Below are 25,070 nucleotides of genomic sequence, written 5' to 3'. Positions count from 1 at the left end.
CATCCTCCTACCCACGCCCGCTTCCTGCCCGAGGAGCACCGCCATGGCTTCCAGACGAACCCGGCCCCCACGCGCACCGCCTCCGACCTGCTCACCCACCCCCTGGAAGCGCCATGTCCGATCCCACCACGGCCGCCCCCGAACCCGAGCCGTACCGCATAGCCGACGAGAACCTCGGCGACCTGGCCAGCACGCTGGCCGCGACCATGGCCGAGGTCCGCCAGCACGGCGTGATCCTCGACCGCCTCGGCTCCGAATCCGAACCCCCTACCCCTGTCGCACCGGCCGATAACGCCGGCCCCGACGCCGTGGCTGCCGACGCCGTACCGGACAGCGGCCCGGCAAGTGTGTTCATCCTGGCGCTGGGCGGCGAGGCGTACGCCACCGAGCTGGCCGCGCTCGCCGACTGGGTGCACTACCTGTTCCTGCCGGTCTACGGCCGGGAGATCAGCACCACCCGCCCGTGGTGCGCCACGTGGTACGAGCACCCCGAGGCCGTCGCACGCCTACATGCGCTGTGGCTGGCCTGGCAGCAGCTCACCGACGCCGAAGCGGGCCTGTCCGGTCCCTCGACGTGGCACCGCGACCACCTCGACCACACCCTCGCCCAACTCCGCTCTCCCGACGGCCCGTTCGCCGCGTGCACGACCAGCCCGGCCCGCCCGACCCACCGCGTGCTCGCCACCCCGGCACCCGCGACCGAGGACGGTGCCCGGTGACCGCCGCACTCGACCTCGCCCAGGACGACCTCGACCCCGCCGACATCGACTCCGCGCAGGCCGCAAGCGTGCTGTGGGTCGGCGACCTGACCGTCCTGGCCGAGCACCACACCGCTCCCCACGGATCGCACAGCTACGTCGTCGCCCACGACGCCTCTGTCACCTGGGGCATACCGGGCGCACCGCAACTCGTGGCCATCAAGGTCGCCCGCAACCTCAACCTGCGCACCTTCACGCTGGAGAGCGAATGCCACGCCAGCCTGCCGTTCGCACAAGCCTGGCTGATCGAGCGCGGCTGCCCGCCCGAGAAAATCGCCGTGCCCGACAGCGACTTCGTGGAAGCAGCCGACGAACAGACCCTCCGCATCCAGCAGATGATCCGCGACGGCGGGCAACGCTACGACGTCATCGACACCTGCACCTCGGATGACGGCCCCTGCGAGATCTGGACCCTGGCCAACGACACCCTCGCCACCGCCGCACCGGTCCGGGTCTTCCTCGAAGTCATCGACCCCGACACCCGCACCTACACCCTGCGCGAGGGCGCGTTCCTCGACGAGGACACGGCCAGGCACTGGCTGGAGGACCGCAGCACTCCGCTGCCGCAGGCACCACAAGCCAGTCCAGCCGCTCACGCCCGTCGTGAGCGCGTGGCGCTCGCCCGGTCGAGCGGTACCCCGCGCGCTGCGGCATGCGGTCTCGACACGCTCCCCGCCGCGTCCGCCGACACGACGCAGCAGCCGGGTCCGCGGAGGTCACGGTGAGTCTGCCCCGCCGCGCCTTCGCCGCCCATCCCGACGCCCCCGACCTGCGCGCCCTACCCGAACCCATCCGCGACCAGGCACTGCTGCACCTGCAGGACCTCGTCAACGGCGAACGCGTCGCCAAGCGCCTGGAGGGACGCCTGGAGGGGTTCCACAAGGTCATCCCCGGTGTCGGCACCGACTGGGCCAGCCACCGGCTGGTCGTCCAGTTCCGCCCCGCACCCGCCACCTCCAAGCACGACCGCGAGGTCTACCTGGTCGCCGCCGGCCCCCGCGCGGACTACGCGGTCTACCGCACCGCCCAGCACCGCACCGGCCGCACCCAGACCCCGCCCCCGGACCCGGCGACCGCGGCCCGCATCCGCGCCGCCAACTCCCGCTCCCCCCATGCTGCGCCCCTCACCCCCGACTCGCCGACCGCCTCGGTCGCCTACAGCACCAGCACGCCCAACACCGCCCGGAAGGCCGCCCGATGAGCACCGACCGCACCCCGTTGTCCCGCACCGAGCTGGCCGATCTGCTCACCGGCGCGGCGAACAGCATCTCCGGCGTCCTGACCGCCGAGTACCCCACCCCCGCCGCCCGCTCCTACCTTCACCCCGTCCTGGGCGCGCTGTCCGCCGGACCCGCCGTCGTCGGCGAACTGACCGACCGGCTGGAGGGGTTTCTCGACGAGCCGTTGCCCGACACCCCGGCCGGGCTGTTCGCGCTCGCCTCCTACGCCGCCGCCCTAGGCTGGCTGACCGAATCCCTCGGCGAGCTGACCGACACCGTCGACCGGATCTGCACCCAGGTCGGCATCCCCGACGCGCCGACCGAACCCGCCCCGCTGCCCCAGGAGGACGGCACGGCGGAAACGGGATTCGGGTTCAGCGTGCTGGAGCTGGCGGCCATCCGCGCCGCCGCCGAAACCGCCGGGCTGACGTCCAGCGAGTACGTGCAGGTGCTGTCGCAGTCACTGCTGGCCGCGGCCCGGATCACCGACGCCTGCATGGAGATCGCCAGCGGACTGGCCGAGGACGCGGCGTACGTGCTGGGTGAAGCAGGCGGCGACCTGCGGATCGGCGAAGGCCCGGACAGTCTGCCGACGCTGGTGCGCACCCTGCTGACCCGGATGGAGGCGGCGCGGTGAACCCCCACGATCCCTCCGTACGGCCCGGCGCGCACCTGGTCGCCGCGGAATTCGGTGTCGAAGACCCGTGGGAACTCAGCGACCGCCACCCGCTGCTCAGCCCCTTGGACATCGTGGGCAGGCTCGTCGCCACCGCCGCGCACGAGACCGACGACCTGCACGCCGACCTCACCCGCGCAGCGAAGGCAGCGATCGAGGCTCTTGAACCGATCGCGCAGGGCAGGGCCCCGCAGATGCGCGGCTCGTACGGGCTCCTGGGCGCCGCCGGACCGCAGCTCGAACTCCTCGTGGCCCGCCGGGATGCGGCCTACCAGCAACTCGGCCGAGCCGTGGCCGGCTACCGGCGGCTGCTTCCCGAAGCCGCTCACAGGGCGGCCGAGGGGCTCGGTCCCGCCCTGGAGCGAACGGCAGAAGGGGCACTGGGGAGGGACGACGACTGGGCCGTTGCCGGTAACCGGCAGATTCAGGCCCTGCGGGCGGTCGAGCGCGGCGGGCTGCGATTGAAGCAGAGCGCGCTGTCCGAGCAGGACCGGTATCTCTCCGACGGCACCGGCGTCCTGGTCCCGATCTGGGTGCAGACCGTCGAGCGGATGCTCGTCGACGGCCTGCTCGACATCGACACCACCACGACGCGCACGCAAGGGCAGCTCCTCTCGCTGACCGCGCTGGGCCAGGAAGCCCTGCGGTCCGCCCATGACGCAGCACCAACAACCGTTGCCGGCCCCGAGGCCGACTCCCGTGATGCCGCCCACCCGGCTCAGACGGCGGCCGATTCGGACCTGGCTGTCGATCCGCTCCCCACGCGCGAGGAGCTGCTCGCGCTGGAGGAGATCAAGCGCGGCCAGGACCCGCGCACCACCGCCGCCCTCCGCCGCAGCACCCCGAAAGCCCTCCCCTCGCCCCCGGCACAACCACCTCCTGCCGGCTCCGCCGGTCACACGAACCCGATCCGCTCCCGCTGACCAGAACGAAGGAAACACCCATGCCCACCACGGCTCTCCACGCCCGCCGCCTGATCGAGCACCGGTACGGCCGCCCGCTGGAGCACCTACAGGAGCAGGTCGCCCACCACCGCTCGACGGATCCCGTCCTGCCGATCGTGCTGCGCCGCCTGACCGATCTGGAGCAGACCGCCGAGCAGGGCCGCGCAACGCGCCGCGCCCTGCGCACCACCGTTCAGAAAGCCGTCGCCGATGGAAGCCCTCGGGACGACCGTCTGCGCCCCTACATCGCGGAACTCATGCACGTGGAGCAGCAGGAGCAGACGCAGGCCGAAGCGCTGTGGGACCCGCTGGACGTCCGGCTGCTGCTGGACCAGCCCGCTGCCGCCCGCCTCCCGCTGTCCCGGCCGCCCAGCGGTGGTGTCGAAGACCAGGACGTGATGGAGACCGCCCGGCAGGCCGCCGCCTGCCTGCCGCGCCTGACCCGCGACGCGCTGCGCCTGGCCCTGCGCGACCGCGGCGTCCACATCAGCAACCGCCGCCTCGGCACCATCCTCCAACAGCTCCGCGCCGAACGCGCCCGCTGAACCATCCCCCTTCCCCCAGGCTTCTTCATCCCCTTGGAGTCCGTCATGTCCACCCTCACCCAGCCCAGTTCCTCGCAGACCGGCGTCGACCGCGCCCAGCGCATCGAGGACGCGCTGTCCCTGATCGCACCGAAGTGGACCACCTGGGTCGTGCAGACCCTGGCCCAGGCACGCCAGCCGATGCAGGTACGGGAGATCGCCCGCCAACTGCCCTTCGTCAGCGAGCAGCTCGTCGGCAAGCGACTGGCCCAGATGCACGCCAACCGGCTCGTAACCCGCGGCGCAGACTTCCGAGCCCCGTACCAGCTCAGCGAGTTCAGCACGTCGCTGGCCCCGGTCCACCAGGCGCTGGCCAACTGGTCCCACGACCATCTCCAGCTTTTGCCGGGCGGTGTGGCCGTTGCCGAGCGCGTCGAGGACGCCGTGCGCCGGCTGAACCTGCGCCACACCACCGCCGTGATCCAGGCACTGGACGCCGGCCCCCTGCGCGTCGTCCGCATCGGCGAGGTGGTCGGGCTGGACGACCCCTACACCCACCAGCGCCTGGTCCGCCTTACCGCCGACGGACTGGTCACCCGCACCGGCCCCCGGCACGGCGACCCCTACACCCTCACCGCCGCCGGCCGCGCCCTCGGCCCGGTCTACGCCGCCGTCGAACACTGGACCGCTCCCACCGCCGCCGCCCTGCCCGCCGCCACTCCCACTCCGGCCGTGATCCGCACCCGCAGCGCCCTCCCGGCCCGCCCGGACGGCATACGCACCGCGGCGGCCCTGCGCCGCAGCCCCACCGCGCCGAGCGGCCTGTTCAGCCACGCCCCCGCACCGCAACCGCGAGTGCCGGCCACCATCACCGCCCAGTCCGCCCCCGCCCGCAACAGGTGACCGCCATGCCCAGAACCAGAACCAGAACCAGAACCACCGTCCCATCGATCCAGCCCCTGCGCGCCGCGCACGCCGGCGCGCGGGCCCCTCCTCACCTGGGAGCACGTCTTCATGAGCACCCCGCAGCCCGACGACCAGCGCCCCGACCAGCTGGTTCTCGTCGGACCCGTGTACCTGGCCGGGATCGGCGACACCGCCGCCATCCACGACCCCCTGGACGACACCCGCGGCTGGGGCAAAGCCATCACCGACGGCGGGCTGTGCTTCACCAGCCCCCGCCACGACGTCCACGTCGCCTACCTGCCCCACAGCCGCGACGGCGGGTGGAAGATCACCCGCTACCACGAGCCACTCGGCCTACCCGCCTGGACCGCGACCTTCAGCCGCTACACCCCCACCGAGATCACCGCCGCCTTCACCGACGCGCTCGCGACGTGCCTGGCTGCCGACCACGCCCACCCGTGGGACTTCGGGCCCGACCAGGAGATCGCCCTCCCCGACGACGTTCTGGCCGAGCACGGCTGGCGCACCGACCACACCGAGATGGACATCTCCCGGTATTCCCCCGACGGCCACGCCTACTTCAGCCGGCGCGACTATGACGTCCCCGACCACGCCGAACTCGCGGGCGAACGCAGGGCGATGTGGACGATGTACGCCCGCGTCGACGGAGTCAACGGCGAGCGGTGGCACGCCGACTTCACCAGCTGCACCCCCCTGTATCTCCTCACCCAGACCGCCCGGGCGTTCAGCAGCACCGAACCCGTCCAGCGCATCCGCTCCAGCATCCCCCAGCGGAAGCTCCCCTACCTCACCACCACGCCTATCCCCGAACCGGACTCCGACCGACTCAAGTCCGCCGCACTCGCCCGCACCCCGCACACCCCTCCGGCCATCCCCGCGCCAGCCGCCGACACACCCCTGCCCGGCCCCACCCCGCCCGTGCCCTTCCGGCGCCGCTGACCGCTTGAGGAGCACCCCGTGTCCTACCCCCCGATCGATCCGTGGGCCGAGTACCTCGTCACCCCCCCCGCTACCTCGCCGGATCCACCCCCTCCCGCGACCTGGCCCTGCAGCCCCTGCTCGACCAGGGCTGGAACCTGACCCACGACGAGCGGGGCAATGTCCGCGTTCATGCGCCGGACCGGACTGTGCGTCTCAGGTATCCGTCCGAAGACGAGGACGACGCCCGCTGGAGGATCACGGCATGCTCCGACCCCTACACGATGCCGCGCTGGCTGTCACCTTCCAGAACAACGCCCCCACCGAGATCGTCGCGGACTTCACCACTGCGCTCGCCGCCGCCTACACCGGCGGCCCCAACTCCTACCTCCACTACGGCAGCAGCAACCTCTCAGCACTCGACCTCGGCACCCCCCTGACAGCAGCAGGATGGAACCGCCACGACAGCACCGACGTCTCCTTCCACTCCCCGGACGGCCTGGCCGAAGTCCACCTGCGCCGCCCCCATCACGACCACACCGCCGAGATGACCGGACACCAACGGCGCTGGCTCATGCTGGCCGGGCCACCGGGCCACCGGGCAATCGCTGGTACGCCACCGCCTCCTCCTTCACCCCCCAAGGGCTGGTAGCAGCGATGAACACCGCCCTGACCGACCCGACCCCCGTCATCCGCACCGGCGACGACCTACGGCATCTCCCACCCCAGGCCACCGCAACAGCGGTCAAGCCGCTCGCCCCGACACCGCCGGACGTCCGCCGCACCCAGGCCGCCCGCACCCGCTCCACCCTCGCATTGCCCACCGGGCCCTCCCAACCCGTCATACCGACACCCCGCCAGCCCTCCGCCCCGCAACGCCCACAAGCGCCAGGGCCGCGCCGCTGACCCAAGTCTTCTGCGAAGAAGAGGAGTTCACCCGTGTCCGACGCCACGGTCTTCGACCAGGCCACCGCGATGATCGAGAAAGCCTGGGACCGCCCCATCGACGCGCTGGAGACTCTCGCCCTCCAACGCCCGGTCCAGGACCCGCTGCTCCGCTCAGCGATGCATATCCGCTCCACCCTCGTCGTCTCGTCCAACGCGGCCGTCGTACATCAGGACCGCCTGCACGCCATGACCAGCCCCGGCCGGATGCCGGCCTCCTACGACACGGAACGGATCACCCGGGCGGCCGTGGACCTGCGGATCGCCCAGGCCGAAAGCCAAGCCCGCCTGCAAGCCATCGGCTCCATCATCGACGCCCGCGAAGCCACCCGGCCCCCCGACCGTGCCCCGGCGATCCGCCTGGCCCAAGCCGCGGTCGCCCGCTCCGTACAGGCCCCCCGGACGCCGGGCCCGCCGCCCGGCCAGCCCTCGGCTTCGGCCCCCGTCGGACCGGTAGCGGCCGCCAACAGGCCCCGCCGGTAACCCCTGAACGGCTCAAAGACATCGCCAGCACGGTTCAGAGCAGACGACCGGCATCTCGGTCACGCACACGGCCGCTGCGCTGCGGTCTCCTACAGACCAGGCGCAGAGCCGGGCCCTGTCGGCGCCGGTCCACCGCCTTGACGCCCGCGAAGAAACACAGCCCGACGATCCCCCCGGCGGTCCACCTCCCCGCCACACCACCGTGTCCTGTGCACTGTCCGACGACACCACAACCACCAAGAGGACCTCACCATGCCCACCGAACGCCCCGCCTCGTGGACTCCCGCATACCCAGCGCTGTGCCAACTCCTCGACGACACCATCGAGGCCGCCCGCACCACCCGGCGGCCCACGGTGAACGTCACCACGCTCCGTCGGGTCCGCAACGGCCTCACCGGGATGGACAACGGGCACCAGCCCTACCCCGACAGCCAGCTCGAATGGAGCCCGCACGCCGCCTTCCGGCTCATCCGCCAGGTCATCAGCGCAGCTCCGCTCGGACACCCCGCCGCCGGCACCGTGCTGCGGCTCGCCGCGGACATCGCCGACCAGAACGCGGCGGCGCGCGCCGCCGCCGCATCCACGAAGGAGGGTTGAGGCTCAGTCGGTCGTGCCGTCGCGGCGGGTGTCCTCGAACCGGGCGTCGATCGCGCGGGCCAGCTCCTCCACCGTCATCTCCACGCGCCGCCCGTCGGCGGCCCGGCGCTCCACCACCGCGTCCGCTTCGGGGTCTGCCGGTTCGGCGAGGTCCACGGCCCACTGGCCGTCGTCGACCATCACGATGTCGCCGACCGTCCACGGCCGCCCACCGCTGCGGATCTTGCGCTCCAGCCCGGCCCCGTCCCAGTGTCTGCCGCCCCGCTCCACCATGCGCTTCCCCCTCCGGACTCGTACGGCCGTGCGCCGCAACCCAGTTACGACAACCGGCAGCGCCGATCCATTCCCGGGCGGCCTGTTCTCCCGTCTCCGGGTGCAGTTCGCCCACGGCAGACGCGCCCCCTCCGGAAAGGACTACGTACGTCGGCACACCCCATGCCAACGTATGGATGTCGCGAAAACCACAGGTCAACGAAGGGACCACCCCGTTTTGGACACCACCGCAAGCAACCTGCCCGCCCTGTTGAGCCCCGTCGTCGCGCAACACCCGTCCTTGGCCGGCGACGGCAGCGCGGAACCGGTGCTCAGCCTGCTCAGCGAGCGCGGCTGGGCGATCGTCGACACCCCGCAGGCCAACGTCCACTGCACCAGCCCGGACGGGCGGATCTACGTCGGCTGGCTGCCGGAGGACACCGCCGCCTGGATGCGCGGCATCGTCTGGACCGTCCGTGCCACCCCCGCCGAGGACGACGCGGAGCCCTGGGTGCAGGAGTTCGGCCCGGATGTCCCGAGCCGTGCCGTCGCCGCCTTCCTCGAAGCGCTGATCAGCCACGTGGACCGCTGAATCATCGGCGGCCCGGCCCCGGCGGGACCGCCTCCTACCAACTGCTGCTCGCACAAAGGAGTCGCCCTTGCTCTCACACGCCACACACCGGTTCTGCGGTCCCGCTGTCACCGTCTTCGGCCTCGCCCTGGCGGCCACCAGCCCGGTGCACAGCACCGGGTTCGTGCTCAGCCTGGTCGTCACCGTCAACGGCCTGGTGCACACCTGGGATTACTCCTACGAGCAGTCCCTCGCCCGCGACAGCGACATCGTCGCCCTCCTCGCCGCCCTGCCCGACGGAGCCTGCCTCCCCGAGATCAGCCACGCCATGGGCACCCGCCACGTCGACACCGCCCGGTCCCTGCTCCGCCTGCTCCACAAGGGCCTGGTCACGGTGGCCGACGAGAGCACGCCGATCACCGAGCGCCTGTTCCTGCTGGCCGCCTGACCATCGTTCGCTACCCGGTCGATCCGCGCACCGAGCCGACCGGCGCTCTCCCGACCGGGGACTTCCGTGGCCTTCCGCGCCCCGCTGACCAACCACCACGCCGACCGCACGCCGTGCCCACCCGAGCACAAGCACACCAGCTCCGGCAAGCCGCTCCACCCCGACTGCCCGGCCGCGCCGACACCCAGGCCATCTGCTCCTGCGGGAACTGGCAGATGCAGCAACCCGGCAAGTGCTACGTCAACGAATCCCGCCACCGCCACCTCGCCACCCACCAGATACCGGCAAGCCCGCTGCTGCGCGACACGCTCGGCTTCAACATGCGCTGACGCTCCACCGCACCACTTCGTCCCCGCCCCGTATCCAGCTTCGCGGAGGTTCCCGTGCCCCAAGACCTGACCGTCGGCTACCTGCTCCAGCACCTCCAGAACCTCGACCCCAACCTGCGGGTCCGCATCGCCGTCAACCCCGACTTCCCCTTCGCCCACTTCCTCGGCACAAACCTCGTCATCAACGACGGACTGGTGTACCTCGTCGAGGACGGACAGGAGGGCTACCTCCCGACCGCGGTCAGCGACCGCCTGTCCTGGGCCTGACCCCCAACCACCCGGAGGAACACATCCCCGCCCCACCCCACCCTTCCGATGTCCAGCCGCTGCGCACCCTCGCCCTGCAGCCGATGCCGACCGGCACCGGCGGCGCACTCGTCCGCCGCGTCTCCGGCCTCCCCGACGGCCCCCTCGACGTCGCCTGGCTCCCCACACCCGCCACCACCCTCCCCCTCGGCCGCATCCGCCTGAGCTGGGAACCCGCCTCCCCCGCAGGCTGGACCGTCCACGCCCACCTCGGCCTCGCCACCACCGAAGTGCTGCTCGCCCGCTGGCCCGCCGCCCCCGACGACTGGCCCGACCTCATCCGCCCCACCCTCTACGAGGTCACCGGCCTGTGCCAAGCCCTCGCCTACGCCACGTCCGCCCTGGACCTGTCCAACCAGTTGGCCAACACCTGACTCCCCAACTGCGACCGCAGAAGGCCGCCCCGTGCCCACCGGCACGGGGCGGCCTTGCCGTTGGCCCGATCAGGTCAGCGGTTGCTGACACTCACCGTCGAAGACGAATACGGAGTGTCGGCCGCAGTGTTCACCGGGCCCGCTGCCAGTGCGGCGGCGAATTCTCGTCGTGCTCGGCCGCGTCCTCCAGCGCGTCGACCAGTCGGCGTCGGGTCCGTTCCGTCGGCTCCCGCAACCCCGCACCGGCCTCCTCGGCCGCACGCACGAACGGCCACGCAGGCCCCCGGCCGGCCACCGGAACCAGCTCGTCGGCCACCCCGCTGGTCCGGGCCCGCCGCTGCTGGTGCGGAGATGTCGATGCCGACCTCGGCCATTGCCTACGGCGGCGGGGTTGACAGTGATGCCGGGCTGGGGGCCGGGCCCGCACGCCGCGTGGGTACTACGCCGCGGCATCTCCAGCTCCTTCTACTGCGGATTCAGTACGGAGAAGTGCCCGTAACCGCACGACGACGAGTGATGGCGCGCTCAGTGACCCTGGTCGGGTACGGCGTGATCGGGTCTATGTGGGCTCCCTCCGCAAGGGCTGGCCCCGCGATCGGTGCTATGCCTCGATTCGTGCTGCCGGGCTTGAGGCAGACCACGCGGTCAATGGGCGGTCACCTGCGACTGATGCAAGGTCGTCGCTACCGCGACTCTCGCCCCGAACCGCGCGAAATGGCGGGGATGCGCCGGGACGGGAGGAGATCCAGCGGTGCGGACAGGACGTAAGCCGACCGAGCGGGGCGCAACCACAAGGGAGATGGTGCGTGCCGTGGTGGCGGGTGCCCTGCTCGCAGTTGCCGGCTTCACGGCGGTGATGAGTCCCGTGCTGGCGAAGGCAGCGCACGGAAGGGCTCGCCAGGAGTACGTCACCGGCGCAGTCATTGGTGCCACGGCACTGTTCTGTGGCCGTTTAGCGTTCACCCTGCGACGCGTCGAGTGGCGGGACCGAATGGACGGCTGGAATCCGGGGGAACCTCGCTCAGCGGTAGTGCCCGACGGGGAGTCGACCATGAAATCGGACGGGAGCCTAACCCCGCGGGGCTGCACGGAGTCGTCCTCAGCGACGGATCGAGCGGCGGACAAACCAGGGAGTTTTCCGCTCGATGCTTAGTGCAGTAGCGGGAAGGCCAGCCGGGCTGGGACGGCGAGGCTGTAGAACCTCTCGGGAAAGTCGCCTGCGACGAGCACATGATCAGTCACGCCTTCTTGAAGGGGACCCGGGATCGACGACAAGAAGCTGTGGTGGAAGTCGCTCCGCCGAGCCGGCGGCGGCCGTGGCCGTTTCCAGGGCCCTGCGGTAATCCCGCGGCATGGCGGGTGCGAGAAGGCGTGTAATCGGCGGGTTCCTGCGGCCGGTCGGCGGCGTCCTCATCTACTGCTGCGGCAGTACCTGTACTGCCGTTTCGGTACCCGGCAATGCCCGTAGCGGCAGGACGACGCGGAGGGGGCCTCCGGGCCACGCTGGTGAAGTAATCACGAGTGGATCTGGAGTGTCCCGATGGCGTCGTTTCTGTATCGACTAGGCAGGTTGGCCTTCCGGCGGCGAGGCTGGTTCGCCCTCATCTGGGTGGCGGTGCTGGCCGCCGTGGCGATCGGCGGCCTCAACGCGCAGGGGACGTCCGACGGCGACCTGTCGATGCCGGGGATCGAGTCCCAGAAGGCGTACGACCTCATCCAACAGCGCTTCCCCGGTGCGGCGGCGGACGGGGCGTCGGCCCAGGTGGTCTTCGTCGCCCCGCACGGGCAGAAAGTGACCGCGGCCGCCAACCGGGCGGCGGTGGAGGACACCGTGCACGCACTGGCCGGCGGCCCGCAGGTGGTTGGCGTCGCGGACCCGTTCGCGTCGCAGGCGGTCAGCAAGGACGGTTCCACGGCGTACGCGGTGGTCACCTACAAGGTGGCGGACTCCGATGTCACGGACGCCAGCCGCCAGGCGCTGGACAAGGCCGCCGACCAGGGGCGCCACGACGGTCTGACCGTCGAGATGGGCGGCTCCGCGACCGATGGCGGCGACGGGCCCAGCGGTGTCTCCGAGGTGATCGGGATCGCGGTGGCGGCCGTGGTCCTGCTGGTCACCTTCGGGTCACTCACCGCTGCTGGCATGCCGCTGCTGACCGCGATCATCGGCGCGGCGGCGAGCCTGTTCGCGATCCTGCTGCTGGGCCACCCGCTGGGGCTGACCTCCGACACCCTCACCCTGGGCATGATGCTGGGCCTGGCGGTCGGCATCGACTACGCCCTCTTCGTCATCTCCCGCTACCGGGAGGAGCGGGCCCGCGGCCGCGCCCCGCAGGAGGCGGCCGGCATGGCTGTGGGGACCGCCGGATCGGCCGTCGTCTTCGCCGGGCTCACCGTGGTGATCGCCCTGGCGGGCCTGTCGGTCGTGGGCATCCCGACACTGACGAAGATGGGACTGGCCGCCGCGGGCGCGGTCGCCGTCGCCGTCCTGGTCGCCCTCACCGTCGTCCCGATGCTGCTGGGATTCTGGCCGAACGCGGTCCTGGCCCGCAAGGTCCGCAAGGCCGCCAAGCAGCAGGACCACACACCAGACAACCGGCGCACCAGCACGCTGATGCCCGGCAGGCGGCCCCGGTCCCGCCCCAAGGCCGGCCCCGACGCCACCGGCCCGCAGCGCGAGGAGGCAAAGGCGGCCGGGCGGGACAACCTGGGCACCCGCTGGGCACGCTTCGTCCTGCGCCGCCCGGTGACGGTGCTGGTCGCCAGCGTCGTGGGCCTCGGCGCGCTCGCCCTGCCGGTCTCCTCACTACACCTGGGCATGCCCGGTGACGAGGCCCTGTCCAAGAGCACCACCCAGCGCCGCGCCTACGACGACCTCGCCCAGGGCTTCGGCCCCGGCTTCAACGGCCCCCTGACCATCGTCGTGGACGCCAAGAAGGCGCCCGACGCCAAGACCGCCGTCAACCAGATCAGCCAGCGCATCGGCGACTCCAAGGGCATCGTCTCGGTCTCCCCGCCCAGCTTCGACAAGACCAGCGACACGGCGATCTTCTCCGCCACCCCCTCCACCAGCCCCACCGACGCCAAGACCAAGACCCTGGTGAAGACCATCCGCGACCACCGCCCGGCGATCGAGTCGGGCACCTCCGCGGCCTTCTACGTCACCGGCACCACCGCGCTGAACATCGACGTCGCGGCCAAGGTCCAGTCCGCGCTGGTGCCCTACCTCGCCGTCGTCGTCGGCCTGGCGTTCGTCCTGCTGCTGGTGGTCTTCCGGTCCGTGCTCGTGCCGATCAAGGCGGCCCTCGGCTTCGTCTTGTCCGTGCTGGCCGCGATCGGCCTGGTCGTCCTCGTCTTCCAGCAAGGACACGCCGCGTCCCTGTTCGGCGTCCAGCAGACCGGACCGATCATGAGCCTCATGCCGATCTTCATGGTGGGCATCGTCTTCGGCCTGGCCATGGACTACGAGGTGTTTCTGCTCTCCCGGATGCGGGAGGCGTACGCCCACGGCGAGGACGCCCGCCACGCGGTGGTCTCCGGATTCCGCCACAGCGCCCGCGTGGTGGTCGCCGCCGCACTGATCATGATCGCGGTCTTCTCCGGGTTCATCGAGGAGAAGGGCTCGATGATCAAGATGATCGGGTTCGGCCTGGCCGCCGCGGTACTCCTGGACGCCTTCGTCGTCCGCATGGCCATCGTGCCCGCCGTCCTCGCCCTGATCGGCGAGAAGGCATGGTGGCTGCCGAAGTGGCTGGACCGCTTCCTGCCCCACGTCGACATCGAAGGCGAAGCCCTCACCCCGCACGCGAGCGGTGACCAGGACCACGACGGCGCCCCCGCCCCGGACGGGCAGGTGCGGGCCCGCGTGTAAGCAAGCCCCCCCGCGCTCGTGCGAACCCGCGCGTGAGCGGCCTCGCCCCCGCACGCAGGCGGCCCGGGACACGTTCCCGGGCCGCCTGCACTCGCCGGACATCCGTGCTCGCGGTGATGTCGTGGCCTCCACCGTCGTAAGCCCGGATCCGCACCGGCGGCCTTTCGTCCCACCCCGACGCACGCCACCTCTTCGAAGGTCCGGCGGTCACCCGTACCTGCCGCAGGCACGCACGTTCCTGTCAGCCAGCCCCGGAGCAGCCATGTGCCGTACCACCGTCATCGCGTACGCCCTCGCCCTGACCGCTGCCCTGGTGGGGGCAGGCGTCGCCTGCACAGATCAGGACCATGCCGGGGCCTCCGCGAAGCCCGCAGACGCCGCATCCTCGAAAGGGCCCTACGTCGCGCTCGGCGACTCCTACACCGCGGCACCCGACGTGCCCGGCCAGACGGCACAGCCGCCCGGATGCCAGCGCTCCGACGCAAACTACCCCTCCGACATAGCCGGAGGACTCGGCCTGACCGGCACCCGCTTCGTCGACATGAGCTGCAGCGGCGCCACCGTCGACGACCTCACCAGTTCCCAGCACACCTCCCACGGAACCAACCCGCCGCAGGAACTCCCCCTCTCGTCCCGGACCCGCCTGGTCACCTTGGGAATCGGCGGCAACGACATCGAATTCACCTCGATCCTCAAGGAATGCATCACCATGGACGCCGCCGACTACGCCATCGGAATCGGCCATTTCGCCCTGCCCGACGCCTGTAAACGCCGATACAACCTCGGCGGAACCGACCAGCTCCAACAGCGCATCAATGCCATCGCGCCGGACATCGCACACGCCTTGAAGGACATCCACCGCAAGGCCCCCCGGGCCCGGATTCTCGTCATCGGGTACCCCACCATCTTGCCTTCGGGCACCACGAACGCCTGCACCCGCTCCTTCGGACTCTCGCCCGACGACACCGCCTACCTCCACCACGTGGAAGACAGCCTCAACACCATGCTGCGCCAGCAGGCCAAAGCAGCAAACGTCCGCTACATCGACACCGCCACCCCCTCGAAGAACTACACGGCCTGTGACAACCGTGACACCCGGTGGATCGAACCCCCCATCACGCAAAACGCCGCCGCCTCCGTTCACCCCAACGCACGAGGCGAATCCGGAATGGCAACGGCCGCACTCGAAGCTCTACGGAAATGATCAGAAAAAACAAGCCGCCCACTCGCACAACCAGCCCTCAACACCGGCACATTCGCCAATGAGGTCGGATGAGCACGGAATTCCGAGCAGGTCACGGCACAGAGCAGACCTCGGACACATCGGTGCGAGCAGGTTCAAGGAACGTTCCGCACGCCATGACCGCCCGCGGGGCCAGTCGTGACACGCGCTCGACCAGCCTCGCGCCGCCTCCTGGCGATCAGCGACCATGGAGCAAGGCACCCGCACCCGGAAGAACCACTATGACGAGCCACCTCGAACGCTATGCGCAGCACCACCCCCGGACGGCGGAGGTGGTGCTGGCGGTGGCGCTGTGCGCCTGCATGCTGCTGGGCGCCGACATCAACACGGGAAACGCCTCACTGCCGAGCAACCCCTGGCTCGCCCGGATCCTCGCCCTGTTCTGCGGTGCGACCCTGCTCCAAGCCCGCAGGCACCCGCGCACGGCGCTGGCGGCCACCACAGCGGCCGCGGCGGTCCTGACCGCCCTGGGCTACCTGCCCAGCCCCCTGCTCCTGGCCCCCGTCATGGCCGCCCTGTACTGGCTCGGCACCCTCACCGACTCCCGCACCACCGCGCTCTACTCCTACCCCACCGCCGCCGTGCTGGTGGCCACCTCCCTGTCCGGCGCACCGCTCGGCGACAACTTCATGCTGCGCTCCCTCGGCACGATCCTGTGGCTCCTGCTCCCCCTGTCGCTGGGCACCCTGAGCCGCTTCCGCCGCGCCTACCTCGCCTCGGCCCAAGCCCGTGCCGCACACGCCGAGCGCACCCGCGAGGAGGAGGCCCGCCTCAGAGTGACCGAGGAGCGCATGCGCATCGCCCGTGAACTCCACGACGCCGTCGCCCACCACATGGCCGTCGCCCACGCCCAGGCCGGCACCGCCGCCCACCTCGCCGCCACCCACCCCGAACAGGCCCGCAAGATCCTCACCGACCTCGTCGGCACCACCTCCTCCGCCCTACTGGAACTGCGCGCCACCGTCGGCGTGCTGCGACAGACCGACGGCCCGCAGGCCGACCCGCTGGAACCCACCCCCGGCCTGGACCGCCTGCCGCGACTGACGGCCGCCTGCGAGTCGGCTGGCCTGACCGTCACCGTCACCACCGACGGCACCGTGCGCCCCTTGTCACCAGGGGTGGACCTGACGGCCTACCGCATCATCCAGGAAGCCCTAACCAACGCCGCCAAGCACGCCTCCGACCGCACCGCCCGCGTCCACTTGACCTACACCGACACCCACCTGCGCCTCACCGTGGCCAACGACGGCCCACCCGGCCCGCCAGCGCTCCCCGGCGGCGGATACGGCCTGATGGGCATGCGCGAACGCGCCCACTCCGTCGGCGGCGACCTTCGGGCCGGCCCCCGCACCGAAGGCGGCTTCGACGTCACCGCCAACCTCCCCATCCAACCCCTGCCCCAGGCCGACGACCTGGCCGACCCGCACGAGGACTCCCGTTGACCATCCGTGTCCTGCTCGCCGACGACCAAGCCCTCCTGCGCGGCACCTTCCGGATGCTCATCGACTCCGTCGAGGACATGGAAGTCGTAGGAGAAGCAGCCGACGGGAAGCAGGCCGTGGAACTCGCCCGCGCACGCCAGCCCGACGTCGTCCTCATGGACATCCGCATGCCCGGCACCGACGGCCTGGCCGCCACCGCCGCCATCTGCGACGACCCCGACCTCGCCGGCACCCGCGTCCTCATCCTCACCATGTTCGAGACCGAGGAGTACGTCGCCCAGGCCCTGCGCGTCGGAGCCAGCGGCTTCCTCGGCAAGTACGTCACCACCGACACCCTCCTGGCCGGCATCCGCACCGTCGCCGCGGGCGAGGCCCTGCTGTCCCCCGGCGCCACCCAGGCCCTCATCACCCGCTTCCTCACCACCCCTACGACACCGCCGCTCGCCCCGGCCGAACGGCTCCACGACCTCACACCACGCGAACAGGAGGTCACCGCCCTCGCCGCCCACGGCAAATCCAACGACGAGATCGCCGCACACCTCGTCCTCAGCGTCCTGACCGTCCGCACCCACATCCAGCGCGCCATGACCAAACTCGGCGCCCGCGACCGCGCCCAACTCGTCGTCATCGCCTACCAGAACGGCCTCGTACGCCCCGAAACCCCTCACACCTGACCACGACTCCGTTCGGACATCGCGCCAGCGCCGCTCCCGTACTGCAGGCGCTGTAGGTGACGAAGCAGGCGTACTGACATTTGAGTATCGGCAATGCCAGGACAGGAAGGACGACAGAGACGGCGCGTCACGCCATTGTGGTGAAGAAGTGGACCGAGGCACACGTCTCACGTGCTCCGTGCACCATTCTCACCCGTCCCACAGAAACCCAAGGAAGACGAATGGCCGCTGCCGGTAGCTCTCCCTCCCCATCGACTCCCCACCACCTGTCCGACTGGCCCGTCCCCCGCTCTGCGACTTTACGCGACTTTCCACCGGCGCCCTCCGGACAGGTCACCCTGACGCGCCAGTTACCTAAACCGACCGGTCTATCCACCAAATACCGCCGGAAGGTCGCCCGATGACCGTGACCTCCTCGGCGGTGCTGGTCTTCGGCATTGCCTCCTTCTTCGCTCTTAAGAGCAAGTCGACCAACGCCAGCGGAGCAATCCTCCTGTTCCTCTTCGGATTCTTCGTCGCCGGAACCGGAGCCGCCCAACCCATCCACGACCTCACGGCCTCCTTCGCCCGGTTCCTGTCCGACATCGGTTGAAGCCACCCACCACATTCGTCCTGCAAGGGCCATCTCCGCCACCGTCCTGTGGAGTCCCAGATCATCATCTGACCTCACTCGCACGGCACATGAGCAGAGACGGCTCGCGATGCCGCACCGATAAAATCCACTTCGGATGCAATGCCGCTCGGCTACTCCAGGTAGATGCCGGTGAAGGTCCCGTCGAAGCCCATGGCGGCCACGCCCTCCTCCACGCTGGCGTAGGTGATGGTGTCGGGGAGGCGGGTCAGCGCCTCGAAGGCGGCGCGGGTGATCTCGGGTTCGTGCCACTCGTTGTTGCAGCGGCAGTGGACCCAGGTGTTGCGGCCCTGGTTGATCAGGAGCCAGTCCCGCCGCGCTCGGCAGGCCGTGCACATCACGGGGATGCCGCGCAGGGCCAGCACCTGGGGGTGGCGGATGTAGCGGTAGGCGCGGGGGCCGGTGGGAGGCTGGAGTTCATGCTGGAGTTGCAGCAGCGGGTCGCTGCTGGCCGGGGCAGCAGGCGGGGCGGGAGGTGCCTCTGCGCGGTGGTTGTTCGTTCTGAGCACGAGCGTCATCTCCGTGTGTGAGCCTGTCTGTTCATCCGTAACAGCAGGTGGGGCCGGTTGTCCAGGGGGTTTCAGCCGGTCCGGCAGGCCGGATGCGGGCCTTTCGGACCGGAGTGTCAGCGGCGCGGCGGACGGTTGCGAGAGTCCGGAGTATCCGGGCGGGGCGCCGAGGGCGGCGCACGGTGGACACCAGGTCGGCGAGCCGGAGGCGCAGTGCGACCGGTGCCGGCCTTCGGGAGTGGGGAGATGGGGCCAGGGTGTGCAGGGAGGTCGGCGAGACGGCGCAGGCGCCAGACCAGGACGTCGTTCACGTTCTCGGCGGAGTCGAGTTCGCGCATGTCGACGGCCTGTTGGAGTAGGGCGTCGGGGTCGTGGCCGGCCTGTTCCGCCTGGGCAAGGGTGGCGGCCAGCGCGTCGTGCTGGGCCTCGCTATCGGTGCGGGGGAGATCGTGGGGCAGTGCCGCGCGGATGGTGATCTCATAGCCGCGGCGCTGGCCTTCAGGCAGGGCTCGGCCGTGGGCGTGCAGGGCCTGCATGGGTGAAGCGGCGGCCTGTTGGTAGGCGGCGCACAGGTGCTGGGCGGTCTGGCGTGAGGCTGCTGCTTGCTGGGCGTGTCCGCGGGCGGAGTGCCAGCGGGCGGCGGTGATGGCGGCCAGGACCAGGGTGGACAGGAGCATCGCGGTGGCGCCGCCGTCCTCGCCCCGGCCCAGTGCGCCGCCGGCCTGGATGATGCCCCTCGCGGCGGAGCGCATCGCGCGGGCATCGGCGTTTTCCGCGCGGATGTGGCTGCGGGTGGCGCGTTCGAAGGAGCGGGCGGCGGCGGCCAGCTCGGCGCGGGTGGCGGCCGGGGAGGTCTGGGCGACGGCGTCGAGGAGTTCGCCCATCCCGACGAGCTGGGTGGCGGCTTCGTCGTCGCCGCCGTCCAGGACCACGGCGGCGCGTTCCGCGATCCCGGTCGCGGTGCGCCGACCCTGGGCTGTCGGTGGCCACGCGGTTCGGCCGGTACCAACCTCCGGGGCTGTCGGGTCGTCGCCGGGTGGGTCGGCCAGGCGGAGGCGGATCTTGGGCAGTGACAGGTCGGGCGCGAGGGTGGAGCCGGGGAACCAGATCGGTGTTCCGTCGCGGTTGCGGTCGCCGGGCAGCGCGACCGAGTACCCGATGCTGTCGCCCGAGGGAGCCTCGCGCAGCTTGACGCGCAGGCCCTTGTCGCGGAGCCGGGTGAAGAACTCGGCTTCGTCAGCGGCTCCGGCAAGCGCCTGCCGGACGGCTTCGCGCAGTGTCTCGCGTGGGGTCTCGCTGCGGCCGACGCGTTCGGCTTTGAATCGCTCGGCGCTGGTGGGGTTCTTCGCTGCGGTGCCGTCACCGGGCTTGAGCCGGCGCAAGCCCCATTCCTTCTCGATGCGGCGGCATTCGGCCTGGGCCTTGCGGTAGTCGTAGTTCATGCGGGGTCGGCGCAGGTCGCCCCGGACCATGGTGGCCACGATGTGGATATGGTCCTCGGCGTGCCGTACGGCGACCCAGCGGCAACCGTCCGGATCACCATCGGGTGCAAGGCCGACGGCCTGGACCAGGCGGCGGGCGACAGTGCTCCACTCGGCATCGCTCAGCGTGCGGTCGCCGGGGTCGGTGCGGACCGAGCAGTGCCACACGTGCTGTGCCGGGGCCCGAGTGCCAGCCTGCTTGACACGCAGGTCCAACGCGGCGGCCAGGCGCGCGAGGGTGGCCCTCGGGTCGGGATCGGGGCTGGTGTCTCGGCCGGGGTCGGGGGCGAAGCCGTCCCAGGAGCCGACGAGGTGGGGGTCGGTGTGCTCGTCACGCTTGCCGGGGCCGAAAAGGTAGACGAGCACGCCGTGGGTGCGCGAGCCGCGCCGGATCTTGGGGACCATCACAGCCGCCTGCGTGCCAGGGCGTCGGCAGTGTCATCGATGCGGGCAAAGATCCGGTGCAGGACGCCGAGGGTGTGGTCGAGTTCGCCGGAGCGGGGCTGGCCGCCGGAGTTGTAGACGTAGGCGATCTGGTTGATGTTGTTGCCGACGCGGGAGACCGCGGTGCGCAGGGCGGCCAGCTCGTCGATCGCCGTGTCAAGCTGCTCGTTGCCGTGCACAGGCAGCGAACCGCGGGCGGCAGTGAGGGCGGCGGCGGCAAGGAAGCGCGCGACGGTCACCGCGCGCTGCGCTGCGGCGTCACTGATCTCGGTCTTCTCGGCGAGGGACAGGCGCGTGGTCAACTTGTAGGTGCGCTGGCTGGAGTTTCGGGAGCGGCGGCGCGGAGCGCGGTCGGGAAACGCGGGCGGGTTGGGCTGCTCGCGCGGCGCGCGGTCGTCTGCTTCTCCCCTCTCCGGCGCCCTCTGGTGCCGGGAGTCCGGCAGGTCCCCGTGCGCCCTCGCTCGGGAACCCGCCGGACTTCCCCCGCCCCCCTGGGCGGGGGCAAGTGCGATCGACGGGCCGTGGGACCGTCGAACGCGACAACTTGCTGCCCCAGGGGCCGTGGTGACCTCACGCTCCTGTCCGGACGTGCTGGGCGATGTGTCGTTGGCGGTCACCGGCCCGACTCCGTTTCCCGCTGGTGGACCTCGCGCAGGATGTCCTCGATGAAGTCCATCGCCAGGACCGGATGGTGCAGCGTCCACGGGCGACTGTGCCGGCCCTTCTGCACGATCCAGGTGGTGTCCGGGCCTGCTTCGGCGCGGTGGAGGTGGCCTTGGCTGACCAGGACGGCCAGCCAGGTGTCCACCTCGGCCGGGGTGGCGGGGTTGGTGCGCATGATGGTGCTCTCCAGTCGGTCGGAGGAAGTCCGAAGGTGGCTGTCCGGGGGCGGGTGACCGGCCGGGTTGTCCGCCCCGGTCACCCGACCTCGGGTGGCCGGTCAGTCGCGGGAGGTGGTGACCGGCTCGTCGCGCTGCTCGCGGAGCTGAGCCATCAGCGCGGTCAGCGTGTCGCTGGACAGCGGGATCCGCTGGCCCCGGATGGCCTGCGCGACGACCTGCCGGGTCAGCTTGTCCTGCGCTTTGACCGCTGACCGGGCGATCTCCAGCAGCTCCTCGGTGTCCGGGTCAGGACGCCGGTCACCGGCTCTGCGGGGCTCGCGGTCACTGACCGGAGCAGGAGTGACCGGCCGGTCAGTGACCGGCGGGTGGCTGACCGGGCGGGCGGTGGCCGGCGCGGTGACGTCCGCTCGGCCACTGACCGCCGGGCCACTGTCCGGCTGACCGCCCAGGTCAGCCCCCTGCTTTCCCCGAACGTCGGTGCCCTGGTGACCGGTGACCGGGTGGCCGTCGTCCGCTCGGTCACCCGCCCGGGTCAGTGACCAGGCGGGCGCGGTGGGCGGGGTGGCGGTCACCCGGGACGGGTCGGTCGGCGCGCTGACCGGCTGCCCGGCTCCGGCCTGACCGGGGTGCGGTGACCGCTGACCAGCCCGGTCGGTCGCAGTGACCACGCTGTCCTCCGAGCGGTGAGCGATCACCCGGTCTGTGTCGGGCGGCGCACCGATCGGCTGACCGGCACTGACCTGAGCGGGGTGGAGTGACCGCTGACCGGCCTGATCGTGACCGGCTCGGTCAGCCCGGCCGATGCGTTCGCTGCGGTTGCCCGGGCCTCGGGCGACGAGGATGTAGAGGTGGACCGCTCCGGCCAGGGCCAGCGGTGCGACGGTGGACAGGTAAGCGACCACGGTGTCGCCGAGCTGCAACCCGCCGGCAGAAGGCGCCTGGTCGTTGAGGCGGACGGCGTGCAGGGCGTTGGCCCACACGCTGACCCCGGTCGCGGTACCGACGAGCGTCCAGACGTACAGGCGGGCGCGCAGCGGTGCGGTACGCAGGACCAGCAGGGCGCGGATGCCGTAGGCGATGAAGCCGTCGACGACCAGAGGGAAGAGCCAGCACAGGGTGGGCCGGATGTGGATGGCGATGGCCATCTGCATGAGGGCGCTGGCGGACAGGGCGCACCCGGCTCCGCCGAGGACGATGACGGCGAGGCGGTCCCAGCCGGTGACGAGCGCCGTCGTCGGCGCGCTGGCGGGGTTCACGCGGCCGTCCCGAAGTCGCCCTGGTCCGGGGTCTGGCTGCCGTGCTCGGGTGGCGGGCTGGTGGGCGTGGCGGCGTCGAGGTCGCGGTGGCGAAGGGCGTGGCGGGTCTCGCGGTAGCGCTTCTGCGCGGTCTCCTCGTCGATCTTCAGGATCCAGGCGAGGCGGTGGGCGGGCAGCCCGTGGCGGTAGGCGGCGTGGATGACGGCCTGCCGTTCGGCGGCGGTGAGGTGGATGTCGCGTCCGGCGACGGCCGCGTTCACGCGGGAGTAGTCCAGGCGGTGCGGGAGCCGGGTGTGCATCGGTGCGCGCTCGTGTTCGGTGAGGCCGCCCCGGATGCCGTGGGTGTCGGCGTTCTCCAGGGCGGCGTCCAAGCAGGTCTGGCGGACAGGGCACTGAGCGCACAGAGCCTTGGCGGCGCGGATCTTGTCCATCTCCTCGGGGTCGGGGAAGAAGAGTTCGGGGTCGACCGGGTGGTATTCGGTGGGCTGGCAGACCGCCTGGTCCTGCCAGGTCTGGTCCCCCAGCGAGCGGTGGTGGGCAGGGGTCGTCGTCGTGCTGGTCATGCCGGTGTGCTCCGATCGCTCTCCGCGCGCGGTGGGCGTCGGCGGAGGTGCCTGGTCGGGAAGTCGGTGGGCGCGCTGGGGGCGGCCTGATGCGGGGTCAGGCGGCGCGGGCGCGTCTGCGGTCGACCAGGTCGAACTCGACCCGGCTGGTCATCTGCGTGAGGCGGGAGGCGACGCGGTCGCCGACGTACGCGCGCAGGTCACCGATGCGCAGGTTGGTGGTGATCAGCGTCGGCAGGCAGTGGTTGTACCGGCGGTTGACCAGCCGGTACGTGATCTCCTCGGTCCACTCCGACGGCTTCGCCGCGCCGAGGTCATCCAGGATCAGCAGCGGCACCCGGGCCACGGCCGCCAGCTCCCGCTCGCTGTCCACCCCCGCCCTCGGGCGCAGTTCGGCGTACAGGTCGGCCGCCGTCGTCGCCCGCCACCGCACCCCGACCCCCGCCCCGACCAGGACCCGGACCGCGCCATACGCCTGGTGCGTCTTGCCCGCGCCGACTACCCCGGCCATCAGCAGCGACGGACCCGTGGCCACCTGACGCCGCGCCCCGATGCCCGGCGCGACCGCCTGCGCGGCGACCTCCCGGCACCAGGCCAGGACCTGTGGGTGGTCGGCCACCGCGTCGCGGTAGCGCGGCAGCATCCCCGCCCGCAAGGCGTCCAGCGGCGCGTACGGCTCGGGCTCGTCCGCCACGGCGGCGGCAGCGAGTGCGGGGTCGATGTTCCGGGAGGCCAGGATCCTGGCCATCCGGTCCAGGGTTCCGGCACCGGCGAGGGTCTGCGGTTCGCGGTTTCGGGTGCGCATCACAGCTCCTCGGCGTAGGCGGTGGCAGCATCGACCGGGTTGGTCCACGCGCTGTGAGCGGGCACGGTAGGCCGGAATCCCGGACGGGCCAAACCGGCCCCCGTCCCGCCGGGGGCGTTCATCGCGTCGTTGACCAGGCTCGGCAGCCGCGACGGGTGGCCCTGGATCTCGCCGAAGCGCCGCAGCCCCGCCCGCACGTGCTCCACCGCGATGCCCTCGCCGAGGAGCTTCTTGACCACCCGGCCGAGGTGACCGATCACGTCGCCCGGCGGGCGCTGGTCGCACGATGCGACGTACTCCCCGACAAGCTGGTTGGCTGAGACGCTGCCCGCGTCGGGCGCATCGCGCCCCGTAGGGAAGAAAGATCCAGGATCCAAGATCCTAGATCCAGACCCCGAGAGTTCCCCGAGGCTTCGGGGAGCCTTCCGGGAGGGTTCGGCGAATACATCCTGACCTGCGGTTTTGTCGGCCGACTCGTGGCGGGTGCTGACGCCGGTACCGGCGGTGTCGGCGGGTTCCTGTGCGGGCGCGGGGGCGTCCCGGGCGGGTGCGGGAGCGGTCGGCGTGGGCTGCGCGGGCGGTTCGGAGGTTCCCGGAGGGTTCTCCGAACCCTCCGGGAGGTCTCCGGGAGCCTTCGGGGAGTCCTCGGGGCGCTCGGTGCAGGGTCCCTTGCAGACCCCGCACCGTTGCGGTTCGCACTTCGGGCACGCCGGGAGGCGGGACTGGGACGGGGTGTCGATCTTCTGGTGCTTGAACCAGGTCGGGTAGTGGAAGTAGCGCCGCCCGTCGCACCCGGTGTACCGGCAGATCGCCCCGGCGTTCTCGAGCTGGGTGAGGTCGTCCTCGACCTGGACCGCGCCGTGCTCGGCGCGCAGCGGCCAGATGATGCCGAAGATGATGGCCGCGTTGTCGCGGTGCCGCCCCCAGTCGTCGGCCATGTTGGTCATCGCCAGGAAGGTCACCATGGCGGGGATGCTGACCTCGGCGAGCGTCTCGGACGTCCAGGTCTCGGGCTTGATCGATCGGATGCGCGGCAC

32 protein-coding genes are annotated in these 25,070 nt (G+C 71.3%); 22 read left to right on the top strand and 10 right to left on the bottom strand.

The genetic code is table 11. The features are described from left to right. The first annotated feature begins 113 nt into the window (after positions 1-113). The 12 genes from AC3EVP_RS06845 (at position 114) to AC3EVP_RS06790 (ending at position 7,992) form a co-directional block, all read left to right on the top strand. Positions 114-719: a DUF4913 domain-containing protein gene (locus tag AC3EVP_RS06845; RefSeq protein WP_435127192.1), complete on the top strand. Its 606-nt coding sequence runs from the start codon at positions 114-116 to the stop codon at positions 717-719. After that, a complete protein-coding gene (locus AC3EVP_RS06840; protein WP_435127190.1) occupies positions 716-1,483 on the top strand; it encodes a glycosyl hydrolase in 768 nt (255 codons plus the stop codon). The genes AC3EVP_RS06845 and AC3EVP_RS06840 overlap by 4 nt, the downstream gene beginning before the upstream one ends. Further along, on the top strand, positions 1,480-1,959 hold the full coding sequence (locus AC3EVP_RS06835; RefSeq protein WP_435127188.1) for a hypothetical protein: 480 nt from the start codon (positions 1,480-1,482) through the stop codon (positions 1,957-1,959). The genes AC3EVP_RS06840 and AC3EVP_RS06835 overlap by 4 nt, the downstream gene beginning before the upstream one ends. Next, the gene (locus AC3EVP_RS06830; protein WP_435127186.1) at positions 1,956-2,615 is read left to right on the top strand and encodes a hypothetical protein; all 660 of its coding nucleotides are present in this window, start codon (positions 1,956-1,958) and stop codon (positions 2,613-2,615) included. Before AC3EVP_RS06835 ends, AC3EVP_RS06830 begins: the two co-directional genes overlap by 4 nt. After that, complete coding sequence (locus tag AC3EVP_RS06825; RefSeq protein WP_435127184.1) at positions 2,612-3,577, top strand: hypothetical protein; 966 nt, start codon at positions 2,612-2,614, stop codon at positions 3,575-3,577. The genes AC3EVP_RS06830 and AC3EVP_RS06825 overlap by 4 nt, the downstream gene beginning before the upstream one ends. Positions 3,578-3,597: 20 nt before the next feature. Beyond that, entirely contained in the window at positions 3,598-4,143 is a 546-nt protein-coding gene (locus AC3EVP_RS06820) for a hypothetical protein (RefSeq protein WP_435127182.1), read from the top strand. Between the two features lie 45 nt (positions 4,144-4,188). Further along, on the top strand, positions 4,189-5,025 hold the full coding sequence (locus AC3EVP_RS06815) for a winged helix-turn-helix transcriptional regulator (RefSeq protein ID WP_435127180.1): 837 nt from the start codon (positions 4,189-4,191) through the stop codon (positions 5,023-5,025). A gap of 111 nt (positions 5,026-5,136) precedes the next feature. Then, positions 5,137-5,988: an SPDY domain-containing protein gene (locus AC3EVP_RS06810; protein ID WP_435127178.1), complete on the top strand. Its 852-nt coding sequence runs from the start codon at positions 5,137-5,139 to the stop codon at positions 5,986-5,988. A gap of 244 nt (positions 5,989-6,232) precedes the next feature. Further along, on the top strand, positions 6,233-6,619 hold the full coding sequence (locus AC3EVP_RS06805; RefSeq protein WP_435127392.1) for a hypothetical protein: 387 nt from the start codon (positions 6,233-6,235) through the stop codon (positions 6,617-6,619). Next, positions 6,535-6,873, top strand: a complete 339-nt coding sequence (locus AC3EVP_RS06800; protein ID WP_435127384.1) for a DUF317 domain-containing protein — start codon at positions 6,535-6,537, stop codon at positions 6,871-6,873. The genes AC3EVP_RS06805 and AC3EVP_RS06800 overlap by 85 nt, the downstream gene beginning before the upstream one ends. 33 nt (positions 6,874-6,906) lie before the next feature. Continuing rightward, complete coding sequence (locus AC3EVP_RS06795) at positions 6,907-7,395, top strand: hypothetical protein (protein WP_435127176.1); 489 nt, start codon at positions 6,907-6,909, stop codon at positions 7,393-7,395. A gap of 252 nt (positions 7,396-7,647) precedes the next feature. Continuing rightward, positions 7,648-7,992, top strand: a complete 345-nt coding sequence (locus tag AC3EVP_RS06790) for a hypothetical protein (protein WP_435127174.1) — start codon at positions 7,648-7,650, stop codon at positions 7,990-7,992. Positions 7,993-7,995: 3 nt separating this feature from the next. On the opposite strand, the gene AC3EVP_RS06785 is transcribed toward AC3EVP_RS06790, so the two are convergent. Beyond that, positions 7,996-8,265, bottom strand: coding sequence for a hypothetical protein (locus tag AC3EVP_RS06785; protein ID WP_435127172.1), 270 nt, complete (start codon positions 8,263-8,265; stop codon positions 7,996-7,998). Between the two features lie 217 nt (positions 8,266-8,482). Between AC3EVP_RS06785 and AC3EVP_RS06780 the strand changes: the two genes are divergently transcribed. The 4 genes from AC3EVP_RS06780 (at position 8,483) to AC3EVP_RS06765 (ending at position 10,272) form a co-directional block, all read left to right on the top strand. Further along, on the top strand, positions 8,483-8,836 hold the full coding sequence (locus AC3EVP_RS06780; protein WP_435127170.1) for an SPDY domain-containing protein: 354 nt from the start codon (positions 8,483-8,485) through the stop codon (positions 8,834-8,836). Between the two features lie 67 nt (positions 8,837-8,903). Further along, positions 8,904-9,263 carry a hypothetical protein gene (locus AC3EVP_RS06775; RefSeq protein WP_435127168.1) on the top strand — a complete coding sequence of 120 codons (360 nt, stop codon included), beginning with the start codon at positions 8,904-8,906 and terminating at the stop codon, positions 9,261-9,263. A 383-nt stretch (positions 9,264-9,646) separates the two neighbouring features. Then, on the top strand, positions 9,647-9,859 hold the full coding sequence (locus AC3EVP_RS06770) for a hypothetical protein (RefSeq protein WP_435127166.1): 213 nt from the start codon (positions 9,647-9,649) through the stop codon (positions 9,857-9,859). A gap of 83 nt (positions 9,860-9,942) precedes the next feature. Further along, complete coding sequence (locus AC3EVP_RS06765; RefSeq protein ID WP_435127164.1) at positions 9,943-10,272, top strand: esterase; 330 nt, start codon at positions 9,943-9,945, stop codon at positions 10,270-10,272. Positions 10,273-10,402: 130 nt separating this feature from the next. On the opposite strand, the gene AC3EVP_RS06760 is transcribed toward AC3EVP_RS06765, so the two are convergent. Continuing rightward, a complete protein-coding gene (locus AC3EVP_RS06760; RefSeq protein ID WP_435127162.1) occupies positions 10,403-10,588 on the bottom strand; it encodes a hypothetical protein in 186 nt (61 codons plus the stop codon). 435 nt (positions 10,589-11,023) lie between these two features. Between AC3EVP_RS06760 and AC3EVP_RS06755 the strand changes: the two genes are divergently transcribed. The 6 genes from AC3EVP_RS06755 (at position 11,024) to AC3EVP_RS06730 (ending at position 18,094) form a co-directional block, all read left to right on the top strand. Continuing rightward, positions 11,024-11,425 (top strand): DUF6332 family protein, encoded by a 402-nt coding sequence (locus AC3EVP_RS06755; RefSeq protein WP_435127160.1) that lies wholly within the window; start codon positions 11,024-11,026, stop codon positions 11,423-11,425. A gap of 387 nt (positions 11,426-11,812) precedes the next feature. Next, positions 11,813-14,143 (top strand): MMPL family transporter, encoded by a 2,331-nt coding sequence (locus AC3EVP_RS06750; protein WP_435127158.1) that lies wholly within the window; start codon positions 11,813-11,815, stop codon positions 14,141-14,143. 262 nt (positions 14,144-14,405) lie between these two features. Continuing rightward, entirely contained in the window at positions 14,406-15,347 is a 942-nt protein-coding gene (locus tag AC3EVP_RS06745) for an SGNH/GDSL hydrolase family protein (RefSeq protein WP_435127156.1), read from the top strand. Positions 15,348-15,607: 260 nt separating this feature from the next. After that, positions 15,608-16,828, top strand: a complete 1,221-nt coding sequence (locus tag AC3EVP_RS06740) for a sensor histidine kinase (protein ID WP_435127154.1) — start codon at positions 15,608-15,610, stop codon at positions 16,826-16,828. After that, positions 16,825-17,502, top strand: a complete 678-nt coding sequence (locus tag AC3EVP_RS06735; protein ID WP_435127152.1) for a response regulator — start codon at positions 16,825-16,827, stop codon at positions 17,500-17,502. Before AC3EVP_RS06740 ends, AC3EVP_RS06735 begins: the two co-directional genes overlap by 4 nt. 400 nt (positions 17,503-17,902) lie before the next feature. Next, positions 17,903-18,094 (top strand): hypothetical protein, encoded by a 192-nt coding sequence (locus tag AC3EVP_RS06730; protein WP_435127150.1) that lies wholly within the window; start codon positions 17,903-17,905, stop codon positions 18,092-18,094. Positions 18,095-18,246: 152 nt separating this feature from the next. On the opposite strand, the gene AC3EVP_RS06725 is transcribed toward AC3EVP_RS06730, so the two are convergent. From AC3EVP_RS06725 to AC3EVP_RS06690, 8 genes are all read right to left on the bottom strand, one after another. Continuing rightward, positions 18,247-18,651 (bottom strand): hypothetical protein, encoded by a 405-nt coding sequence (locus AC3EVP_RS06725; protein WP_435127148.1) that lies wholly within the window; start codon positions 18,649-18,651, stop codon positions 18,247-18,249. Between the two features lie 107 nt (positions 18,652-18,758). After that, positions 18,759-20,528, bottom strand: coding sequence for a relaxase/mobilization nuclease domain-containing protein (locus AC3EVP_RS06720; protein WP_435127146.1), 1,770 nt, complete (start codon positions 20,526-20,528; stop codon positions 18,759-18,761). Further along, a complete protein-coding gene (locus tag AC3EVP_RS06715) occupies positions 20,528-20,869 on the bottom strand; it encodes a plasmid mobilization relaxosome protein MobC (protein WP_435127144.1) in 342 nt (113 codons plus the stop codon). The genes AC3EVP_RS06720 and AC3EVP_RS06715 overlap by 1 nt, the downstream gene beginning before the upstream one ends. Positions 20,870-21,180: 311 nt before the next feature. Then, on the bottom strand, positions 21,181-21,405 hold the full coding sequence (locus AC3EVP_RS06710) for a hypothetical protein (RefSeq protein WP_435127142.1): 225 nt from the start codon (positions 21,403-21,405) through the stop codon (positions 21,181-21,183). Between the two features lie 102 nt (positions 21,406-21,507). Beyond that, the gene (locus AC3EVP_RS06705) at positions 21,508-22,665 is read right to left on the bottom strand and encodes a DUF2637 domain-containing protein (protein WP_435127140.1); all 1,158 of its coding nucleotides are present in this window, start codon (positions 22,663-22,665) and stop codon (positions 21,508-21,510) included. Continuing rightward, complete coding sequence (locus tag AC3EVP_RS06700; protein ID WP_435127138.1) at positions 22,662-23,228, bottom strand: WhiB family transcriptional regulator; 567 nt, start codon at positions 23,226-23,228, stop codon at positions 22,662-22,664. Before AC3EVP_RS06700 ends, AC3EVP_RS06705 begins: the two co-directional genes overlap by 4 nt. Before the next feature lie 97 nt (positions 23,229-23,325). Beyond that, positions 23,326-24,033: an ATP-binding protein gene (locus AC3EVP_RS06695; protein WP_435127136.1), complete on the bottom strand. Its 708-nt coding sequence runs from the start codon at positions 24,031-24,033 to the stop codon at positions 23,326-23,328. Continuing rightward, entirely contained in the window at positions 24,033-25,070 is a 1,038-nt protein-coding gene (locus tag AC3EVP_RS06690) for a hypothetical protein (RefSeq protein ID WP_435127134.1), read from the bottom strand. The genes AC3EVP_RS06695 and AC3EVP_RS06690 overlap by 1 nt, the downstream gene beginning before the upstream one ends.

Source organism: Actinacidiphila sp. bgisy144, assembly GCF_057708105.1.
This window is presented reverse-complemented; position numbering and strand designations above follow the sequence as displayed.

Excerpts from the sequence above, each read along its gene's own strand:
- AC3EVP_RS06790 (WP_435127174.1), top strand. The coding sequence starts at position 7,648 with ATGCCCACCGAACGCCCCGCCTCGTGGACTCCCGCATACCCAGCGCTG.
- AC3EVP_RS06765 (WP_435127164.1), top strand. The coding sequence starts at position 9,943 with ATGCCGACCGGCACCGGCGGCGCACTCGTCCGCCGCGTCTCCGGCCTC.
- AC3EVP_RS06805 (WP_435127392.1), top strand. The coding sequence starts at position 6,233 with ATGCTCCGACCCCTACACGATGCCGCGCTGGCTGTCACCTTCCAGAAC.
- AC3EVP_RS06710 (WP_435127142.1), bottom strand. The coding sequence starts at position 21,405 with ATGCGCACCAACCCCGCCACCCCGGCCGAGGTGGACACCTGGCTGGCC.
- AC3EVP_RS06695 (WP_435127136.1), bottom strand. The coding sequence starts at position 24,033 with ATGCGCACCCGAAACCGCGAACCGCAGACCCTCGCCGGTGCCGGAACC.
- AC3EVP_RS06730 (WP_435127150.1), top strand. The coding sequence starts at position 17,903 with ATGACCGTGACCTCCTCGGCGGTGCTGGTCTTCGGCATTGCCTCCTTC.
- AC3EVP_RS06785 (WP_435127172.1), bottom strand. The coding sequence starts at position 8,265 with ATGGTGGAGCGGGGCGGCAGACACTGGGACGGGGCCGGGCTGGAGCGC.
- AC3EVP_RS06740 (WP_435127154.1), top strand. The coding sequence starts at position 15,608 with ATGACGAGCCACCTCGAACGCTATGCGCAGCACCACCCCCGGACGGCG.
- AC3EVP_RS06725 (WP_435127148.1), bottom strand. The coding sequence starts at position 18,651 with ATGACGCTCGTGCTCAGAACGAACAACCACCGCGCAGAGGCACCTCCC.
- AC3EVP_RS06810 (WP_435127178.1), top strand. The coding sequence starts at position 5,137 with ATGAGCACCCCGCAGCCCGACGACCAGCGCCCCGACCAGCTGGTTCTC.
- AC3EVP_RS06700 (WP_435127138.1), bottom strand. The coding sequence starts at position 23,228 with ATGACCAGCACGACGACGACCCCTGCCCACCACCGCTCGCTGGGGGAC.
- AC3EVP_RS06820 (WP_435127182.1), top strand. The coding sequence starts at position 3,598 with ATGCCCACCACGGCTCTCCACGCCCGCCGCCTGATCGAGCACCGGTAC.
- AC3EVP_RS06830 (WP_435127186.1), top strand. The coding sequence starts at position 1,956 with ATGAGCACCGACCGCACCCCGTTGTCCCGCACCGAGCTGGCCGATCTG.
- AC3EVP_RS06845 (WP_435127192.1), top strand. The coding sequence starts at position 114 with ATGTCCGATCCCACCACGGCCGCCCCCGAACCCGAGCCGTACCGCATA.
- AC3EVP_RS06750 (WP_435127158.1), top strand. The coding sequence starts at position 11,813 with ATGGCGTCGTTTCTGTATCGACTAGGCAGGTTGGCCTTCCGGCGGCGA.
- AC3EVP_RS06720 (WP_435127146.1), bottom strand. The coding sequence starts at position 20,528 with ATGGTCCCCAAGATCCGGCGCGGCTCGCGCACCCACGGCGTGCTCGTC.
- AC3EVP_RS06745 (WP_435127156.1), top strand. The coding sequence starts at position 14,406 with ATGTGCCGTACCACCGTCATCGCGTACGCCCTCGCCCTGACCGCTGCC.
- AC3EVP_RS06815 (WP_435127180.1), top strand. The coding sequence starts at position 4,189 with ATGTCCACCCTCACCCAGCCCAGTTCCTCGCAGACCGGCGTCGACCGC.